The organism is Pseudomonas sp. W15Feb34 (assembly GCF_023127765.1).
In the GTDB taxonomy this organism is placed as follows: domain Bacteria; phylum Pseudomonadota; class Gammaproteobacteria; order Pseudomonadales; family Pseudomonadaceae; genus Aquipseudomonas; species Aquipseudomonas synxantha_A.
In genome coordinates this window covers 1-17,630 of the sequence record NZ_SPKN01000041.1, presented here as the reverse complement: position 1 = coordinate 17,630, position 17,630 = coordinate 1, and the positions used below count along the sequence as shown (strand labels likewise).

Sequence of the window (17,630 nt, the reverse complement as noted above, 5' to 3'; positions counted from 1 at the left end):
AAATCCCTGTCGAATTCCGGCCAGCGTGGTTTAACGGGGCGCCTAAGATCAAAAGCAGAGCAAGAGCAAGAGCAAGCAGCGAGTCAGCATGGTCATCGTGGGCAAGCCCTAATGCCAGTCAGTCAAGCGTACATCGCCCTCTGTAGGAGCGAGCAAGCTCACTCCTACAAAAGCCTAGGGCAAGCCCCCTCCCACATTTAGATCTGCCGTGTGTCAGCTGACTTTTAGTATCAACTTCCCGAAGTTCTCGCCGCTGAACAGCTTCATCAGCGTTTCCGGGAAGGTCTCCAGCCCCTCGACAATATCTTCCTTGCTCTTGAGCTTGCCCTGGGCCATCCAGCCGGCCATTTCCTGCCCGGCCGCCGCGAAGTTCGCCGCGTGGTCCATCACCACAAACCCTTCCATGCGCGCACGGTTGACCAGCAACGACAAGTAGTTGGCCGGACCTTTGACGGCTTCCTTGTTGTTGTATTGGCTGATCGCGCCGCAAATCACCACGCGGGCTTTGAGTGCCAGGCGGCTGAGCACGGCGTCGAGAATATCGCCGCCGACGTTATCGAAATACACGTCCACGCCTTTGGGGCACTCGCGTTTGAGGGCGGCAGGTACGTCTTCGCTTTTGTAGTCGATGGCGGCGTCAAAGCCCAGCTCATCGAGCAGGAACTTGCACTTGTCGGCACCGCCGGCAATCCCCACCACGCGGCAGCCTTTGATCTTGGCGATCTGCCCGGCGATGCTGCCCACGGCACCCGCGGCGCCGGAAATGACCACGGTGTCACCGGCTTTCGGCGCACCGGTCTCCAGCAGGGCGAAGTAAGCCGTCATGCCGGTCATGCCCAGGGCAGACAGGTAACGGGGCAGGGGCGCAAGCTTGGGGTCGACCTTGTAGAAACCACGGGGCTCGCCGAGGAAGTAATCCTGCACGCCCAGGGCGCCATTCACGTAGTCCCCCACCGCGAAGTTCGGATGGTTCGAGGCAATCACCTTGCCGACGCCCAGCGCCCGCATCACTTCGCCGATGCCGACCGGCGGGATGTAGGACTTGCCCTCATTCATCCAGCCACGCATGGCCGGGTCGAGGGACAGGTATTCATTGCGTACCAGGACCTGGCCGTCGGCAGGCGTGCCCACCGGCACTTCCTGGTAGGTGAAGGTCTCTCGCGTGGCCGCACCGACCGGGCGTTTGGCGAGCAGGAATTGGCGGTTGGTCTGGGCGGTCATGGCAAGGACTCTTTGGAAATGAATCATGAGTGATAGCCCTTCAGTGACGCCAGGGCAAGGTTGTCTGCGGGAGGCGAATGCCCGTCGATAGGCATCGCTGATAACCATCCCGGTAGACTTATCACTGCGATTCATGCAGCGCTAACCCGCCGTCTGATAGTGCTGACGCGCTGATCCCTGTGTTGGCTAGACTCGCGCCACCGTTACCACTCCCATAGGACAGTTCCCATGAGCATGACATTTTCTGGCCAGGTCGCCCTGGTAACCGGCGCCGCCGCGGGTATTGGTCGCGCCACTGCGCTGGCGTTCGCGGCCGAAGGCTTGAAGGTGGTCGTTGCCGACCTCGACGTGGCGGGGGGCGAGGGGACTGTTGCGCTGATCCGCCAGGCCGGCGGCGAAGGGGTGTTTGTGCGTTGCAACGTCACGCTCGAAACGGACGTACAGCAATTGATGGCGCAGACGGTCGCCATCTATGGACGACTGGACTATGCCTTCAACAACGCCGGGATTGAGATCGAGAAAGGCAAGCTGGCCGACGGCAGCCTGGATGAGTTCGATGCCATCATGGGGGTTAACGTCAAAGGCGTCTGGTTGTGCATGAAGTATCAGTTGCCGCTGTTGTTGGCCCAGGGCGGCGGAGCAATCGTCAACACGGCATCGGTGGCCGGGCTGGGGGCGGCGCCGAAGATGAGCATCTATGCGGCGTCCAAACACGCAGTGATCGGCCTGACCAAGTCGGCAGCCATTGAGTATGCGAAAAAGAAGATCCGCGTGAACGCGGTCTGCCCTGCCGTGATCGATACCGACATGTTTCGCCGCGCCTACGAGGCCGACCCGCGCAAAGCCGAATTCGCGGCGGCCATGCATCCGGTCGGGCGCATCGGCAAGGTTGAGGAAGTCGCCAGCGCCGTATTGTACCTGTGCAGTGATGGTGCCGCCTTTACCACCGGCCAGTCCCTGGCGGTGGATGGCGGCGCGACGGCGATCTAGGACGGCAAGTCGCACGGCATTCGAAAATAGGGCGAGGTGCTGTGGGGCGTTTCCATAGGGGGCAGTGGGCCGTGTTCGAATATGTATCAGTAGGTAAATAATCCAATAAAATCAATACTTTAATAAAACTTGGCAGCAAGTTTTGGCGGGCTTCTGTGCTTAACTGTTTTGGGTTAACAAACAGTTGAAGTGAGTGGCTCATGGATTTAGGGATCGATCGACAAGCCCTGGTACCGGTTGTTCAGCAAATCGTCAGCGCGGTGGCCCATTGGATTCGCAAGGAAGGAGTGAGCCCTGGAACGCGCTTGCCGTCCATTCGGCAACTGGCCCTCGACAACCTGCTGAGCCAGTCCAGCGTGATCGAGGCGTTCGAGCGGTTGGTGGCCCAGGGCCTGTTGGCTCCGAAGCACGGCTCGGGTTTTGTGGTGGCGCAACCCGCCACTGACCAGGAACGCCACTGGTACGAAGGCGCGGAGCAACTGTGGGGCGCTTTTACCGATAGCCCGCTGGGCGAGCTGAAGCTGGGATGCGGCTGGCTGCCGGACGCCTGGCGCGAAAGCGATGACATCAGCTATGCGATCCGCGAACTCAGTCGTACCGATACCGGGGCCTTGTTCAATTACAGTACGCCCTTGGGGCTGCCGGTGCTGCGCGAACAACTGCTCAAGCGTCTGACCCAGATTCACATAGCCACCCGCCTGGACTGTATTCTCACCACCCATGGCGTCAGCCATGCCCAGGACTTGCTGATACGTACCTTGCTCAAGGCTGGTGATGAGGTTGTGGTGGAAACACCCGGGTATGGCAACCTCTATCGCCAGTTGGCGTTGCAGGGTGTCACGCTGCTGGAGGTTCCGCGCGCCCGTGGCGGCCCGGATATCCCAGCCTTGGAGATATTGCTGCAAACCCATCGGCCCAAGTGCCTGTTCATCAATAGCCTTTATCACAATCCCACCGGCACCAGCCTGTGCCGTTCGGTGGCGCAGCGGTTGTTGGAACTGGCGCGAGAGCGGGATTTCCTGATCATCGAAGAGGATGTCTACGGCGACCTGCAACATGCCAGTTGCACGCGCTTGTCGGCGCTGGACCACAATGACCGGGTGATCTATGTGTCGAGTTTTTCCAAGACCCTGAGCAGCGCCCTGCGCGTGGGTTACCTCTGCGCCAGTGCCACGCTCATTGCGCAATTGGCTCACCTCAAGACCCTGACGGGGCTCGGCACCTCGCGCTTTGCCGAAGCCATGGTGGCAACCTTGTTGAGCAACGGCACTTACCGTAAGTGGGTGCAGCGCCTGCGCAAGCACCTGAATGCGCAGATGGCTGCGACTTTACAGGTGCTGGAGGATGAAGAGTGGCAGGTCTTTGCCGTTCCCGCAGGGGGCATGTTCCTGTGGGCGCGACCGGGCATCCCGGACCCATCGCGGCTGCAGGCCTGTGCACGGCGGCTCGGCGTGCTGCTGTCGCCCGGCGCGCTGTTCAGCCCCACCGGGGAGCGTAGCGACTGGCTACGCATCAATGTGGCCTATGCAGGGGATCAGCGCGCACTGGCGTTGTTCCGTGCCATGGGGCCGACCAGATCGACCTCGACCATTCTGAAAACGACGGGCGTGTAGCTTTTTGCCATTATTGCGGCGCCAGCGGCTTGTGCTCAGTGCCCTGGGGTTGCCACTCTCACTGCTTGTAAACCTGGCTTATGGCATCTGCCATTGCAAGAGGATCAAGTGCAATGATTTGGGGCGTGCAACGACGATTCGCCAACCTTGGCATGGCAAAAAAACTGGGCTTGGGTTTTACCTTGGTACTCCTTCTGACGGCCCTGGTAGCGGCGATCGGTGTAGGGGCCCTGCACACCGTCGGTCAGCGCTTTGATGGCCTCAAACAGATGTCTTCGCTCAATAGCGAGCTGCTCAAGGTGCGCGTGATCGAGCAGAACTACGCGCTGCACGCCGACCCCAAGGCTGTTGACGCCCTGCATGGCAGTGTTGACGCATTGCTGGCCCAGGCCATCAGCCTCAAGGCCCGGTCCGCCGTCAACGAGCGAGTGATGAGTGATGTCGAGCAAGCTTTGATTGCCTATCGCAAGGCGTTTGACGAGTTCGTCGACTTGACCCAGGCCAAGGATCTGGCGCTGGAAATGGCCAGTTGGTCGGTGTCCAGCGTGGCCAATAACCTGGACGTGTTGCAAGCCGGCCTCGCCGACGACGGCGCTTATGGCCTCAAGGAAAGCCAGGGCAAGGAGGGCGCCGAGTTTATCGAGCAGGCGGGGCAGGTCAGCCAGGTGTCGCGCCTGATGCTGCAAGCCATGAACGAAGCGCGAGTGCGCCTGGATCAGAGCCGCAAGGCTGAAACAGACGACGGCGCACAGGGCAAGATCGAGCAGGCCGACCAGGCCCTGGCCGAGGTCGAGAAGTTGAAAGCCAGCGTCAAGGACGCGGGCTACCAGACCGTACTCAACGAAGTCAGCGGGCATATCGCGTCATTCAGTGAAAAGCTCGGCGAGTACATCGGGCTGCTGGCCCAGGAAAAGCTGGTCTATACGCAACTGCATGATCGCGCCGAGCAAGTGGTCAGCCAGGTCAATCAGGCGTACGCCGCTGAAGATCAGTCCATGCAGGCGCAGTTGCAGCGCAGCACGCTGCTGATCATCGCTTCCTCGGCCTTGGCGTTGCTGGTGGGCTTGATTGCTGCTTGGCTGATTACCCGTTTGATCGTTGCGCCGTTGCGCAGCGTGATCGCCGTGGCCCAGCAGATTGCCTCGGGTGACCTGAGCGGGCGCATGGAGGTCAGCCGCCGCGATGAAATTGGCCAATTGATGCAAGCCATGCAGCAGATGAGCAGCGGTTTGAGCCAGATGGTCAGCGGGTTGCAGGCCGGCATTGAACAATTGGCCAGTTCCGCGCATTCGCTGTCCAGCGTTACCGAACAGACCAACCACGAGGTCAACAGTCAGAAGGAAGAAACCGAACAGGTTGCCACGGCGATGAACCAGATGACCGCCACGGTGCACGATGTGGCGCGCAATGCCGAGCAAGCGGCGCAAGCTGCACAGACGGCGGATGCCAAGGTCGACAGCGGCCAGCAGGTGGTGCGCATGAGCTTGCAGCGTATCGAATTGCTGGCCACGTCAAGCAACAGTGCCAGCGCGAGTATCGAAAGCCTCAGCGCAGAGATCCAGAACATTGGCGCCGTGCTGAGCGTGATCAATAGCGTGGCCGAGCAGACTAATCTGCTGGCCTTGAACGCCGCCATCGAAGCGGCGCGTGCCGGTGAGCAGGGGCGTGGCTTTGCCGTGGTGGCCGACGAGGTACGGGCCCTGGCCAAGCGCACCCAGCAATCGACCGAGGAGATCGAACGGCTGGTCAGCACCTTGCGCAGTGCGGCGCAGTCGTCGGTGCAGCAGATCCAGCAAAGTGGCGAACTGGTGAAACTGGCGGTCGGTGATGCCCTGCAAACCGAAAGTGCCTTGGGCAGCATTGCGGCCGCCGTGTCACTGATCCAGCAAATGAACCAACAGATCGCCGCCGCCGCCGAGGAGCAAAGCTCGGTGGCCGAAGAGATCAACCGCAGCGTCACCAGTATTCGGGCAAGTGCCGATCATTCGGCGCTGAGTATGCAAGGCAATGCAGCATCAAGCGTCCAGCTGGCGCAGTTGGGCGTGGAACTCCAGGGGATGGTGGGGCATTTCCGCCTGTGATCGCCGCTGGGGTGCGGCGAGCAAGGCGAAGGGGGTCAGGCGTTGTTGGCGAGGAAGGTCAGCAGTGCTTCGTTGACGAAGTCCGGGTTTTCGCGGCTTGAGATATGCCCGGCCTCGGGGATCAGGATCAGGTCGCAACCAATCAGTCCGGCCATTTCCTCGGATTCGGCAGGTGGGCGGGGGGTGTCTTGCTCGCCGCACAATATCAGGGTGGTGTCGGCGTCCAGACGCGGCAATTGCTCCAGGATATCTTCACGGCTGAAGATCAGGCGGCCCAGCGGTACGATGCTATCGAGCAGGCGTTCGCGGGGGAATCCCTGCAGGGATTTGCGAAAGTCCTGATACAGCGCCGATTCACGGTCGATGTTCGGGCGAAAGAAGATCGGTGCGATCACATCCAGTAGCGGCTCGGGGATGGCGCCGGCGTCTTCGATCATCTTGAACAGCGAGAAATAATACTGGCGAGTCGCTTCAGGTTCGGCGCCGAGGTAGGTGTCCATCAGCACCACGCTGTTGATGCGCTCGGGCGCCAGTAGTGCCAGGCGCGCGCCCCACATGCCACCGACCGACAGGCCCACCAGGTTGATCTGCTCGACGTCCAGGTGATCCAGCAGCGCCAGGGCCTGGCGAGCCAGATCATCCAGGGACCGGGTTTGCGTGGGCATCGGGCCCGACTCGCCATGGCCCCACAGCTCGGGGACTATTACACGGTATTGCTGGGACAGCGCTTCAATCTGCGGCGTCCACATGTCGCGAGCCCACAGGTAACTTGAACCAAGCAATACGACCGGGCCGCTGCCCTGGTCGAGGTAATGCAGCGGTTGTCCATCAATCACGGCAACAGGCATAGCAGGCCTCTAACTTCACGGAGTGAGGGGCACTTTTTTACGCTAGTCGGGGGCGGGGGGATAGATGCAAAGTGATGGCATATGGTGTGAGGGTGCCATCCAACTGACACCCCTCCCACGTTATTGACTGGGCTGTCAGTCGTAGATAGCTTTCTTTTTCCACTCGGCGTCGGCATCGACGACCTTCAAACCTTCGGTCAGCTCGTTGACTTCGTCTTCTGCCGGTTGGCTGTTGGTCAGCACCGTGGAGTTGGCGCGGGCCAGTTGTGACTCCAGCAGTTGCAACTGTGCGCTGTAGAGCACCGGTTCCGGTTGTTTGCGCAAGTACTGCACGCCGCGTTCGAACGCCAGGCGCGCCTGGCCGGGCTGGCCTTGCAGCAGGGCATGTTGGCCGAGGTTGTTGAAGAACTCGATATGCAGCAGTACCAGGATATGACGGATTTCCTTGATCCAGTGCTTGGCTTCATTGGTTGGCAGGAAACCGTCCTGGGCTGCGCGGGTGACTTGGCCGTGCAGGGCTTCGAGCAAAAAGCGCACGTCCTTGGCCTTGGCTTCGGTCTGGATCGGCGCAGGTGGGTTGGCCACCGGAATCGATTCGCCCTGGGCGATCAACGCATTCAGCTCGCTGATACGTGCCTTGATTGGCGCGCTGGACTTATTGAGGTTCAACAGGCGCTGGTTGACGTTCAGTTCCAGGCGAGCCAGCAACAGTTTGAGCGCCGGGGTCATCAGTTGGCCGGGGAAAGTCTCGGTGATTTCACCGCAGCGACGCAGCCGATCGTTAAGCTCGATCTCGGTACGCTTCTTTTCCAGCTTGTTGTTTTCCACCACGTGGTTCATGTAGCCAATGGCGATCAGTATTACGATCCCGGCTATTACCAGCAGGGTGATCATGAGTGGTGTCACCGGTGTGACCTCTTTATAGGGTTTGCTGTGGAGTGTAGTGACTGGGGCACCCGGCGGATAGGACCGATCGACCAGTTGCCCGGGTAGTTTCTTCTATATAGGTAAGCGCTTCCGAATGGGTGCACATTGCCATCATTTGCCCAGGCAGACTATAACGCCTTGTTGAACGCCAGAATATAGGCGCCAAGGCTCCAGCGGCGACAATGCCCGCACGGGCCGGCAAACCATGGCGAAGTCATTGATTTAAATAAATTTATCCTTGGGGGTTGACGACCTTTCAATCCATCCATAGAATGCGCGCCACTTACAGCGTAAAGCACACAGCGAAACGCGGTAGGGAGTGAATGTTGTACGTGTGTCCCCTTCGTCTAGTGGCCTAGGACACCGCCCTTTCACGGCGGTAACAGGGGTTCGAGTCCCCTAGGGGACGCCATTTGCGGGAATAGCTCAGTTGGTAGAGCACGACCTTGCCAAGGTCGGGGTCGCGAGTTCGAGTCTCGTTTCCCGCTCCAATTTACAAGCAGTGTGGCCCTCGGGCGGCATTGAGTGAAACCAGGACCAAGTCTTCGGACGAGGCCTCTGGGCACTGAAATACACACCATGTGTTTCAGTAGCGTGTCCCCTTCGTCTAGTGGCCTAGGACACCGCCCTTTCACGGCGGTAACAGGGGTTCGAGTCCCCTAGGGGACGCCATTTGCGGGAATAGCTCAGTTGGTAGAGCACGACCTTGCCAAGGTCGGGGTCGCGAGTTCGAGTCTCGTTTCCCGCTCCATATTCAACGAAAACGCCGATCAGAAATGATCGGCGTTTTTGTTTGTGCTGAATTTGGCCAGATACGGTTTTGCCGCGTTCAAACGGCCGCATGGGCTTGCGGCCTTGGCATAAAAAATCGGGCAAACAGTTCGGACTGCGATTTGATATTGAGCTTGCTGTAGAGGTTGCGGCGGTGAACTTTGATGGTTTCAGTCGACAGCGCCAGCTTCCCGGCGATTTCCTTGTTGGAAAAACCGCTGAGCAGCAACTTCAGCACGTCTTTCTCGCGTGCTGTTATTTGTGTGCCCAACTGGGTCAGCACCTCAGTCCATGGGGCCGGTTCGGCGATGTTCTTTTGTGGGTCAATTTCAAAGCACATGCGTTGATGCATCATTGCCGTCACCCACGGCTTGATCATGTCCAGTAGCGTGACTTGCGCCTGGGTGAAGCGCACGTTACTGCCAAACGACATGCACAAGGTTCTGTCGGCATCGAGTTGCACGTTGTACTGCGCCTCATCGACCGAGATGTATTGCGCGAAATATTGCTGGTAGTACTCGGTTTCAAGAAAGTGTTCCGGCGCAATATCGAGCAGATGGAAGAACCCGCTCTGCGGGTTTTCCCGATTAGCGATATAAAACGGGTCCAGCAGGTAAAGACCTTTCACATACCGATGAATAAAGGCATCCACTTCTTCGCTGTCCGCCACCTCCGGCAGGCTGATCACCCGCACGGCGTGATCGCTGAAAACCAGCACAACCCAGTTGTCTATCTGCACATATTCATTCAATACGCGAATCAATGAGCTCCAGAACTCTGGTCGATCAAGCTGCATGATCAGTTTGCCAACCGATCGGTGCCAAGCCAGGTTGTGAAGGTCAAGCGACATGTTCTACCCCTTTAGGGTTAGGGATTTGCAGGCCGGAGCTAAGTACTTGTAGGTATTTACTATTCGACAACGCCCGGTATATTCACCCCGAGCTTACGATAGCCATGAAGGCGCTTCGGGTAACAGGGATAGTCATATGAGTCGATCACACTTGCGAGCTATTTTTTTAGCCTCGCTGCTTGGCGCCGCCATCAGCACGCCGGCCAGCGCCGCGCAATCTTCGGTGTATCTGTATAACTGGTTCGGGTTTCTCGAGCCGCAAACCCCGAAGGAGTTCCAGCAGGAAAGCGGCATCAAGCTGCATATGGATGCCTTCGACAGCGCCGAAACCATGCAGAGCAAAGTCATGGCCGGGCGCACCGGTTATGACCTGGTCGTGGCTACTTCCAATGTGCTGCCCGGCCTGATCAAGGCGGGGGTGTTGCAAGAGCTGGACCGCTCGCAACTGAGTAATCTGTCGCATATCGATCCCGATATCCTGTCTCTGCTGGCGGTCAATGACCCTGGTAATCGCTACGCCGTACCCTACGTCTGGGGCACCACCGGCATTGGCTACGATGTGGACAAGGTCAAGGCCGCCCTGGGTGATAACGCCCCGGTGGACAGCTGGGATCTGATCTTCAAAGAAGAAAATATCAGCAAGCTCAAGGCCTGTGGCGTGGCCATGCTCGACTCGCCCAGCGAAATCATTTCGATCGCCTTGCACTACCTGGGGCTGCCCAGCAACAGTACCAACCCTGAGGATTACCAGAAGGCCCAGGCCCTGCTGCTGAAAATCCGTCCCTACGTGCTCTATTTCGATTCCTCGCGAATCGACACCGATTTGGCTGACGGCAATATTTGCGCAGTTGTAGGCTGGGCCAATGGTGCGCTGGCTGCGCAGGCGATCAATGAAAAATCCAACAGCGGACGCAAGATTGCCTACAGCCTGCCTCGAGAAGGCGCATTGGTCTGGTCTGAAAACTGGGTACTGCTCAAAGACGCTCGGCACCCCAAGGCTGCGCTGGAGTTCATTAATTACATGCTGCGCCCCCAGGTGATTGCCAAGACTTCCAACTACATGCTCTATCCCAACGCCAATAAAGATGCCACGCAGTTCGTCGAGCAGAAGTTGCGCGATAACCCGTGGATTTATCCCGATAAAAAGACCATGGCCACGCTGGTTCCGCTTGAGCCGTTGCCGTTGAAGGCGGAGCGTATTCGTACCCGGGTCTGGACCAAGGTCAAGAGCGGTACGTGAGTGTAGGCCTATTGGGCGGTTGACCCAGGGGCCGGGGAGGGCAACAGCATGCGCCAAGGCGGTGATCAGTGTTATTTGGAGTCAGACGACTACAAAGCGTACAAAGAGATTGAAGAGCAGATCGGCCTCTGCACGCCGGAACAAGCCTGGGCCATGTATTACGTCTCGACGGGCATGGTGCGAGAAAACATCACCCTGGCGGTGATGGAGCACATCGGCAGGGGGAATCGCGCATTGTTGCTTGAATTCCCCGACCTGGTACGGGTCAGGGGGCGAGACTATGAGCCCGGAGCACTCGCGTCCAACTGGCCTTTGTTGCGCAGGCATCGTGGATAACGCCCTGCGCAGCGCCTATGCAAAGCAAAGCTTGATCGCAGGATATCCATGTAAGGCATATTGCACTGGCTACGGCGCTGGGGCTCGTTGGTCGTCTCATAGCCAGCCAGGTGGATAAGGGTGGGCTCGATAGAAGCGACGTAGGGCGAGCACGTCTCGCTCGACGGTTTTTTTTACCCAAGCCTGATAAGCCGCTTGCACTGTCATTTCGCCAGCCGGCCAGGACCGACAATCGATAATCGCCGAGGCCGCCTGCATGCCGGATATCAATGCCTTGACCACGCCGTGAGAGGCGCACGGGTCCAGCGTCGCAGCGGCGTCACCGACTAGAAAATAACCGCTCCCGGCTGTCGTGCGGCACAGTCGCCACGAGACATCTGCTCCGCGAATCCGGCCGATCATCCTCAGTGGCTCCAATGCCTTGGGTATCAGGCGGTGCGGCACGTCTTGTGCAAACGCCAGTTGGGTCCAGTGCAGGCAGGTTGGGCTGATACGGGCAATCCAGTGCCAGCCGTCTGAGTGGGCAAACAGCCCGAGTTTTTCATCCGGCAGGTTGCTGTCTTCGCAGTAGCCGTAACGTGCGACCAACCGCGGTGAAAAACGGCGCAAGGGTATTTTCAATTGGCGTTGCAGCCAGGCGTGATGCCCAGTGGCATCTACTACAAATTGCCCGGTCCATTGTGCTGCTTGCGCCTGGACGCCTTGAACACGACCTTGCTCCAGCAATACCCGGCTCGGATGTCTGAGATGAACGATCTGCACGCCCAGATTGCGTGCCTGTTCAAGTAATTGCTGGTCGAGTAACGCTCGCGGAATCTGGAAGCCCCTCCATTGCTCGTCGCCACTTGCGCTGAATGCCTGGAAACGAGGCGGGCCATCCCAGTGAACCCAATGGCCCGTGTGGCGGTGGCAGTTCTGGGGGGGGATCCCCAGTTGGCGCAGCAGCGGCTCAACGCCAGGGTGCAGTGTTTCTCCTGGCCGGTGTCTGGGAAAACTGGTCTTCTCCAGCAGGACTACCCGTAGCCCTCGCTGTGCGCAGTGGATTGCTGCAGCGCAGCCAGCCGGGCCGCCGCCGACAACAACGACGTCAAAGTGACTCATCGAGGTGTCGCCAGAGCTCCCCGTCCCGGCGGATAAGCAGCGCGTCCTGGCTCATATACAGTTCGATCTCTTGCTCTATTTCCACATGACGAAGTTTGAAGTCATGCGCTGGGGTGCTGATCGCGCCGTGTTTGTAAAGCCTGTAGTACGCCACCTCGCCTTCCAGTCGCAAACCGGCCTCTTGCTGTGCGACTTCGAAAGCTTCGTCCGGTAATTGCACCTGAAAAAACGACAGCAGCGGCCAGCGTTTTCGTTGCTCGCTGTCTGAGCCCGCACCGACTGCTTGATAGGCGCGGCGCATGCCCAGGACACGCTGATGGTACTGCCTGGTGCTGGTCTGCCCGGTCGCGGCCAGTGAGATCCGGCCATCCAGCGCGGCCTGGGTGTAGTCGCCGTATTCATAAGCCTGGTATTGAACCAGCGTGCGCCCCTCCAGTTCGATCAGTGAGGGGCCGCTACGCCCATCCCAGGCAGGCTGGTCTAGCAGGCCGATTTCGTTGTCAGTCAGCGGGATGACCGTAGCAGAGACATTGCGTGGTTCGAACGTACGGGTTGAATCAGGCGCCACCCCTGGCCAGTACGAACCCAGCGCAGCACAGATGCGTGCATCTTCCGTGAACGGGCTGGCTAACTGATAGCCACACAGCATATTGGTGAATGGGGCATCTACCAAACCACGGCCGACTTCCCAGCCAGGCCCGAAGACGCCGCTGGCGAAATCCGGCAGGCAGGATTGTCGCTGGGCATAGGCCGCCGGATGTCCGGGGCTTGGAGTCGTGGACGTTTGGGGGTGCGAGACGATCGCAGTGGCGCCGCGGTCTTCAGCGGAAAAATAACCGCCCCTGAGCGATTGATTGATGAAAAACCGCACATCGGACAGTGGGTTGACTCGCGTGTGCCATACCTGCGGACAGGGTGGGGTAGGACAAGGAAAAACCTGCGGGTCGCTGGACCATTGCTTGAGTTCCCGTTGTCCACACAACGGGTAAAAATCCGGTGCTCCGATAATCGAATAGGCGGCGATGCTCTGCAGTTCCAGTGCTGGACAGAGTGCGCGCACCCAGCCATCGGCCATTGCGTCCTGATAGTGTAAGGCTCGGTAGCCTCCGGCCTTGACGATGGCATCGACATCCTCACGTTGATTCAGGTCTTCAATCGAGCCGTCGTCACGCACATGATGGCGCCCATGCACCAGGCCGCCGGTGCCCGGGGGCATCATGAAGGACAACGGTCGACCTTGGTAGTGAGTCAGCTGCACCAGCCGCTCCTTGGCGTTGGGCACCAGCAAGCCTGGTGCAAAGCCATCGATATCCGCCCAATGACATAACCCCTCGGTAATGACGAACGGTGCGTTGAGAATGTCAGGCTCTTGCCAACCGGTATTGCGAAAGCGTCTGTGGATTTGACCGATCTTTTCATTGACCTGGTGATTGACCAACTGAACGCTCAGGTCCATACCCGCCACGCACTCATCGCCATCGAATACCTTATGCAAGGGCACCCAGAACTCAAGATCATGGTCGATGGATTGAGCATTCATCGGGCCGAACCGCTCGGGCTGACCCACATGCCGTGCCGCTATGAACGCGCCGTAGCGCGCCGGGATAACGCGCATTTGATTGGGCTGGTCCTCGACAAAGGGCAAAAAGCCCCTGCGTTGCGGGTCATACAGCGCTGGCGCCGTACCGACCCGGGCGATTCCGGTGCGGGAAAAGCACAGGTCGGCCTGGCGCCCATGCACGGTCTCGGGGCAGGGGCGGTATTCATAGGCAAACACGGCAATCGCCAGCTCTGCATCACCGGCGGCCAGCCGCAAAACCTCCATGCTGGGAGGATTGGCACCGTAGACATAATTAAGGATGTGTTCGGTTTCAGCAGGGGTAGGGAAGGCTGTGAGTGCACTGCCGTTGATTCCGAGGTTCACATTCGGCGAGGCGAATGCATGAAACAGCAGGCTGGCGGCCGGGTGCCCAGGCTCGACGCCACGTACGCCATCGGCCGAAAAGTCCTCAAAGCCGGGCTGGGTACGATCGATGAGCAGGGGTTTGGCGAGTTCATCGCGCAGGGTTGTCGAGGTTATGTCCAAGCCATGGTGCAGCAACAGATCACGCCAGCCGGTGGGAGCCAGGCGTGTGCAGGCGCGTTCGACAGCATTGATCAGCGACATCCCGAGTGCTCCGACAGGTTCAGAGGCCAGGGTACGTTAAAGGGGGCGGCGCGGTAACTGACCGAACGGCTAGGTAAGCGGGAAAGGAGCCGTTGCACCGGGCCATCACGCGTTCAGCGCCTATCCATCGCTTTCATAGCCTGCGCCAGCCGTTGTGTTGCGTGATGGATCTCATCCCTGTCCAGGGAGGCAAAGCCCAGGCGCAGTGCGTTTTCCGCTTGGTCGCTGGGTGAAAACTGACGACCGCTGCGTACCACCAGCCCATGCTCCAAGGCGGTGTGCACCAAGCGATCCACGTCCAGGCTATCCTCGAAACGAACCCAGAGCGCCAAGCCACCTTCGGGCTCGCGTATCTGTATGCGCTCACCGAATGCCTGGTCCAGGCAGTCGCGCAGCACGGTGCGGCGCGCCCTGTATTCCTTCGAAACGCGGCGCAGGTGTTTTTTCAACTCACCGTGATTGATCAAGTCCGCCAGCATGGTCTGTGCGACCGCATCGGCATCGCCCAGCATCAGTGCGGCATTGCGCTGCAGGGCTTCAATCACTTGCGTGGGGGCCACGATGTAACTGCAACGAAACGTCGAGCCCAGCACCTTGGATAACGAGCCGATATAGATCACATGGCGCTGGCCGCGGTCACTGGCCAGCGGCAGGTAAGGGCGGCCGCTGAAGTGATATTCGTGGTCGTAGTCTTCTTCGATCACGCAAAAGTCATGTTGCGCGGCCAATGCCAGTAAGTGTTGTCGACGTGCGGCATGCAGGCTCACGGTGGTGGGAAATTGGTGGTGGGGCGTGAGGTAGATCAGGCGCACCGTGTGCTCGCGGCATAAGCGCTCGACCTGGTCGGTGCGGCAACCTTCATCGTCGATGTCGACCGTGACCAACTGCGCGCCGAGCTTGCGGAAAATTTCCCACGCCGGCGGGTAGCTCAAACGCTCCACCAGTACCACGTCGCCAGGCTTGATCAGCAGGCTGGCGCTCAGGTACAGGGACATCTGCGTGCCCTGGGTCAGGCAAATATTTTCGGCAGTCACTGTCAGCCCGCGGTTATTGCGCAGCATCTCGGCCAGGGCGCAGCGCAACTGATAGCCGGTGCCCTCACTGCCGTAACGCACCGTGTTGGAGGCGAAGCTGTTACGCAGCGCATGGCGATAGTAGCGATGCAACACGGCCTGGGGCAGCAAGCGGTGGTCGCTGGTGCCATTGTCGAAGAACAGCGCACTGTGCCGATGCTGAAGCGCGACCACCTGGGCGTTATGGTTGAAATACGGTACCACCGGCTGGTCCAGCAGCAGTGGGGCGAAAGACGGTTGCGCCGCACAGGGCGGGGGCTTTGGCGCCAGTTGCGCATTGACGAATGTGCCGCGGCGCGGCTCGCTGATCAGCCAGCCTTTGGTCATCGCTTCTTCATAGGCCAGGATCACCGTCTTGCGGTTGACGTCGAGCATTTGTGCCATTTCCCGTGTGCCCGGCAGCAACGTCCCAGGCGGCAGGCGCCCTTCGACAATCGCGGTGACCAAGCCTTCGGCAATCTTGCGATAGGACGCCTGGCGGGTGTCGTCGTCAAGCTTGAGCAGGGGGCGCCATTTACGCAACTGGACCATCTGAAGTATCCAAAACTGGAGGTTTTAATGGTCCTAGTCTAGCGTAACAATCCAGGCCTCACTTACCCCGAGGTCTTTATGAACACACGCCATGTCATTGAACTGTCTCCCTCGGGAAAAACTTTTGAGACCGGCGACGAACTGTTGCTCGACGCCATGCTTGCCAGCGGCCTGGCCGTGCCGTTCTCGTGCCGCCGCGGCGCGTGCGGCTCCTGCAAGGTGGTGGTCGCCGCAGGTGAGTACCGGGCCAAGCGCCTGGCGCCGGATGCGCCGGCGCCGTGTTACCCCCTGGCCGCCAATGAAATGTTGCTTTGCCAGAGCCATGCCTGCACCGACATGCGCCTGGAGATTCCCGGCTGGTCCCTGGACACACCTGCGTTGGTCGTTGGCGCTCAGGTTATTGGCAAGCGCGCGCTCGGGCCTGATGTCATTGAGTTGATGCTCAAGCCCGATACACCGTTGAAGGTGCGAGCTGGCCAATACCTCAAGTTCCACCTGGCAGACGGCGACACGCGTTGCTTCTCGGTTGCCAACCTGCCAACAGAGGACGAGGGGCGTTTGGTCTTCCAGATTCGTCGGGTGCGCGGCGGGTACTTTTCCGAGGGCGTACTGGATGGCTTGGCCGTGGGGGCGCGGATGCAATTGGAAGGACCGTTTGGCGCCTGCACCTGGCAGGACGATGACGCAGCGCCCGTCGTGCTGTTTGCCACGGGTACCGGTTACGCGGGCATCAAGCCGATCCTGTTGACCGCGCTCAAACGCAATGTCGAGGTGACGTTGTATTGGGGCGGCGCGCAGTCAACCGACTTTTATGACGGCGCCTTTCTGGATGAATCGATGCTCGAGCACCCCCGTTTTCGCTGGCATTCGGTGCGATCATCCGAGGGGCGGGTGCAGGAGGTTGCATTGAGCCACGGGCATCATTGGGAGGCGGCCCAGGTCTATGCGTGTGGTAACGGCCCCATGCTTAGCCAGGTGCGTGCCCATTGCGTTGAGGCGGGGTTGCCGAGCCATCGGTTTGTCGCAGAGGCGTTTGTCGGCAGTGGTCGGTCAAGCGCGCAAGCGGTATTGCTGTCGTTCGACCCGATCTGGGAAAAAGTCGGCCCGCGCTATTCCCTGGACGGGATGTTGGCGGCGCGAGAAAAATCCATACGCGCCCTGGCGGCCATCGCCAGCCGGTTGACGGTCGGCATGACCACCAGCGAAGCCCTCGAGATGGCCGCCCAGCAACTCACGGCCATGGGCGCCTCGCACACCTGGCACCCGACTTACATTCGCTTTGGCCCCGACACCATCCGGCCCTCCCGCGAAGGTGTTGATCGTCAGCGCAAACTGCGCGCCAGCGATATCGTCGTGGTCGACCTGGGGCCGGTATGGGACGGCTATGAAGGCGACTACGGCGACACGTTCATCTTCGGTGAGTTGCCGCTGCATCTGGCGTGCAGGACTGCGTTGCATGAGGTGTTCGATGAGACCCGCCAAGCGTGGCTGCGTGGGCTGACCGGGCGCGAGCTCTACGACTTCGCCGAACAGAGCGCCGTGTCGAAAGGCTGGAGGCTGGCACGCAATCTGGCGGGGCATCGCCTTGCGGATTTCCCCCATGCCTTGTTCGAAAGCAAGGAGTTGGCTGACCTGGAGATCCCACCGAGCGAAATGGCCTGGGTGCTGGAGATCCAGTTGTGCCATCCCACTGAGCCAGTGGGTGGGTTCTTTGAAGACATGTTGATGTTGCAAGCCTGAAGAGCCTGCCATTGCTGCCGAGAATTGTGTTTGTCGCGATAGCCCTGCCAACCGAGATCAACCCAACACCACCAATCCCCTGTGGGAGTTGTCGAGCTTCAGCGAGGCTGCGAAAGCGGTGGTTCAGGCGATGAAAATGTT

13 protein-coding genes and 4 tRNA genes are annotated in these 17,630 nt (G+C 59.6%); 10 read left to right on the top strand and 7 right to left on the bottom strand.

Annotated elements, in window-relative coordinates; all coding sequences use genetic code 11:
• Positions 1 to 213 precede the first annotated feature (213 nt).
• Positions 214 to 1,221, bottom strand: coding sequence for an NADP-dependent oxidoreductase (locus E4O97_RS18970; RefSeq protein WP_248132379.1), 1,008 nt, complete (start codon positions 1,219 to 1,221; stop codon positions 214 to 216).
• 228 nt (positions 1,222 to 1,449) lie between these two features.
• Here E4O97_RS18970 and E4O97_RS18965 point away from each other — a divergent pair, with 228 nt between their 5' ends.
• The 3 genes from E4O97_RS18965 to E4O97_RS18955 all read left to right on the top strand — a co-directional run bounded on the left by E4O97_RS18965 (position 1,450) and on the right by E4O97_RS18955 (position 5,905).
• Complete coding sequence (locus E4O97_RS18965; protein WP_032877073.1) at positions 1,450 to 2,211, top strand: SDR family oxidoreductase; 762 nt, start codon at positions 1,450 to 1,452, stop codon at positions 2,209 to 2,211.
• A 200-nt stretch (positions 2,212 to 2,411) separates the two neighbouring features.
• Positions 2,412 to 3,824: a PLP-dependent aminotransferase family protein gene (locus E4O97_RS18960; RefSeq protein WP_078820740.1), complete on the top strand. Its 1,413-nt coding sequence runs from the start codon at positions 2,412 to 2,414 to the stop codon at positions 3,822 to 3,824.
• A gap of 113 nt (positions 3,825 to 3,937) precedes the next feature.
• The gene (locus E4O97_RS18955; protein ID WP_216090969.1) at positions 3,938 to 5,905 is read left to right on the top strand and encodes a methyl-accepting chemotaxis protein; all 1,968 of its coding nucleotides are present in this window, start codon (positions 3,938 to 3,940) and stop codon (positions 5,903 to 5,905) included.
• A gap of 35 nt (positions 5,906 to 5,940) precedes the next feature.
• Here the strand turns inward: E4O97_RS18955 and E4O97_RS18950 are convergent, their stop codons facing one another.
• Together E4O97_RS18950 and E4O97_RS18945 are read right to left on the bottom strand one after the other, a co-directional pair.
• Entirely contained in the window at positions 5,941 to 6,753 is an 813-nt protein-coding gene (locus E4O97_RS18950) for an alpha/beta hydrolase (protein ID WP_032877070.1), read from the bottom strand.
• A gap of 135 nt (positions 6,754 to 6,888) precedes the next feature.
• Positions 6,889 to 7,647, bottom strand: coding sequence for a hypothetical protein (locus tag E4O97_RS18945; RefSeq protein WP_005786648.1), 759 nt, complete (start codon positions 7,645 to 7,647; stop codon positions 6,889 to 6,891).
• A 369-nt stretch (positions 7,648 to 8,016) separates the two neighbouring features.
• Here E4O97_RS18945 and E4O97_RS18940 point away from each other — a divergent pair.
• The 4 genes from E4O97_RS18940 (at position 8,017) to E4O97_RS18925 (ending at position 8,431) form a co-directional block, all read left to right on the top strand.
• Positions 8,017 to 8,092: transfer RNA gene (locus E4O97_RS18940), tRNA-Glu, on the top strand.
• A gap of 3 nt (positions 8,093 to 8,095) precedes the next feature.
• Positions 8,096 to 8,171: transfer RNA gene (locus tag E4O97_RS18935), tRNA-Gly, on the top strand.
• A 105-nt stretch (positions 8,172 to 8,276) separates the two neighbouring features.
• A tRNA-Glu gene (locus tag E4O97_RS18930) sits at positions 8,277 to 8,352 on the top strand.
• Positions 8,353 to 8,355: 3 nt separating this feature from the next.
• Positions 8,356 to 8,431: transfer RNA gene (locus E4O97_RS18925), tRNA-Gly, on the top strand.
• Between the two features lie 78 nt (positions 8,432 to 8,509).
• Here E4O97_RS18925 and E4O97_RS18920 read toward each other — a convergent pair.
• Entirely contained in the window at positions 8,510 to 9,301 is a 792-nt protein-coding gene (locus E4O97_RS18920; protein ID WP_216090970.1) for a helix-turn-helix transcriptional regulator, read from the bottom strand.
• A 136-nt stretch (positions 9,302 to 9,437) separates the two neighbouring features.
• Between E4O97_RS18920 and E4O97_RS18915 the strand changes: the two genes are divergently transcribed.
• Both E4O97_RS18915 and E4O97_RS18910 read left to right on the top strand, forming a co-directional pair.
• Complete coding sequence (locus tag E4O97_RS18915; protein ID WP_103735101.1) at positions 9,438 to 10,541, top strand: polyamine ABC transporter substrate-binding protein; 1,104 nt, start codon at positions 9,438 to 9,440, stop codon at positions 10,539 to 10,541.
• A gap of 48 nt (positions 10,542 to 10,589) precedes the next feature.
• The gene (locus E4O97_RS18910) at positions 10,590 to 10,877 is read left to right on the top strand and encodes a hypothetical protein (RefSeq protein WP_005786654.1); all 288 of its coding nucleotides are present in this window, start codon (positions 10,590 to 10,592) and stop codon (positions 10,875 to 10,877) included.
• A 96-nt stretch (positions 10,878 to 10,973) separates the two neighbouring features.
• Here E4O97_RS18910 and E4O97_RS18905 read toward each other — a convergent pair whose 3' ends face one another.
• The 3 genes from E4O97_RS18905 to E4O97_RS18895 all read right to left on the bottom strand — a co-directional run bounded on the left by E4O97_RS18905 (position 10,974) and on the right by E4O97_RS18895 (position 15,749).
• Positions 10,974 to 11,978, bottom strand: coding sequence for an FAD-dependent oxidoreductase (locus E4O97_RS18905; protein WP_248161949.1), 1,005 nt, complete (start codon positions 11,976 to 11,978; stop codon positions 10,974 to 10,976).
• On the bottom strand, positions 11,965 to 14,145 hold the full coding sequence (locus E4O97_RS18900; RefSeq protein ID WP_248161947.1) for a hypothetical protein: 2,181 nt from the start codon (positions 14,143 to 14,145) through the stop codon (positions 11,965 to 11,967). Before E4O97_RS18900 ends, E4O97_RS18905 begins: the two co-directional genes overlap by 14 nt.
• A gap of 113 nt (positions 14,146 to 14,258) precedes the next feature.
• The gene (locus tag E4O97_RS18895; protein ID WP_248161945.1) at positions 14,259 to 15,749 is read right to left on the bottom strand and encodes a PLP-dependent aminotransferase family protein; all 1,491 of its coding nucleotides are present in this window, start codon (positions 15,747 to 15,749) and stop codon (positions 14,259 to 14,261) included.
• 78 nt (positions 15,750 to 15,827) lie between these two features.
• Here E4O97_RS18895 and E4O97_RS18890 point away from each other — a divergent pair, with 78 nt between their 5' ends.
• The gene (locus E4O97_RS18890; protein ID WP_216090973.1) at positions 15,828 to 17,489 is read left to right on the top strand and encodes a M24 family metallopeptidase; all 1,662 of its coding nucleotides are present in this window, start codon (positions 15,828 to 15,830) and stop codon (positions 17,487 to 17,489) included.
• Positions 17,490 to 17,630 lie beyond the last annotated feature (141 nt).

Excerpts from the sequence above, each read along its gene's own strand:
- E4O97_RS18970 (WP_248132379.1), bottom strand. The coding sequence starts at position 1,221 with ATGACCGCCCAGACCAACCGCCAATTCCTGCTCGCCAAACGCCCGGTC.
- E4O97_RS18965 (WP_032877073.1), top strand. The coding sequence starts at position 1,450 with ATGAGCATGACATTTTCTGGCCAGGTCGCCCTGGTAACCGGCGCCGCC.
- E4O97_RS18960 (WP_078820740.1), top strand. The coding sequence starts at position 2,412 with ATGGATTTAGGGATCGATCGACAAGCCCTGGTACCGGTTGTTCAGCAA.
- E4O97_RS18955 (WP_216090969.1), top strand. The coding sequence starts at position 3,938 with ATGATTTGGGGCGTGCAACGACGATTCGCCAACCTTGGCATGGCAAAA.
- E4O97_RS18950 (WP_032877070.1), bottom strand. The coding sequence starts at position 6,753 with ATGCCTGTTGCCGTGATTGATGGACAACCGCTGCATTACCTCGACCAG.
- E4O97_RS18945 (WP_005786648.1), bottom strand. The coding sequence starts at position 7,647 with ATGATCACCCTGCTGGTAATAGCCGGGATCGTAATACTGATCGCCATT.
- E4O97_RS18920 (WP_216090970.1), bottom strand. The coding sequence starts at position 9,301 with ATGTCGCTTGACCTTCACAACCTGGCTTGGCACCGATCGGTTGGCAAA.
- E4O97_RS18915 (WP_103735101.1), top strand. The coding sequence starts at position 9,438 with ATGAGTCGATCACACTTGCGAGCTATTTTTTTAGCCTCGCTGCTTGGC.
- E4O97_RS18910 (WP_005786654.1), top strand. The coding sequence starts at position 10,590 with ATGCGCCAAGGCGGTGATCAGTGTTATTTGGAGTCAGACGACTACAAA.
- E4O97_RS18905 (WP_248161949.1), bottom strand. The coding sequence starts at position 11,978 with ATGAGTCACTTTGACGTCGTTGTTGTCGGCGGCGGCCCGGCTGGCTGC.
- E4O97_RS18900 (WP_248161947.1), bottom strand. The coding sequence starts at position 14,145 with ATGTCGCTGATCAATGCTGTCGAACGCGCCTGCACACGCCTGGCTCCC.
- E4O97_RS18895 (WP_248161945.1), bottom strand. The coding sequence starts at position 15,749 with ATGGTCCAGTTGCGTAAATGGCGCCCCCTGCTCAAGCTTGACGACGAC.
- E4O97_RS18890 (WP_216090973.1), top strand. The coding sequence starts at position 15,828 with ATGAACACACGCCATGTCATTGAACTGTCTCCCTCGGGAAAAACTTTT.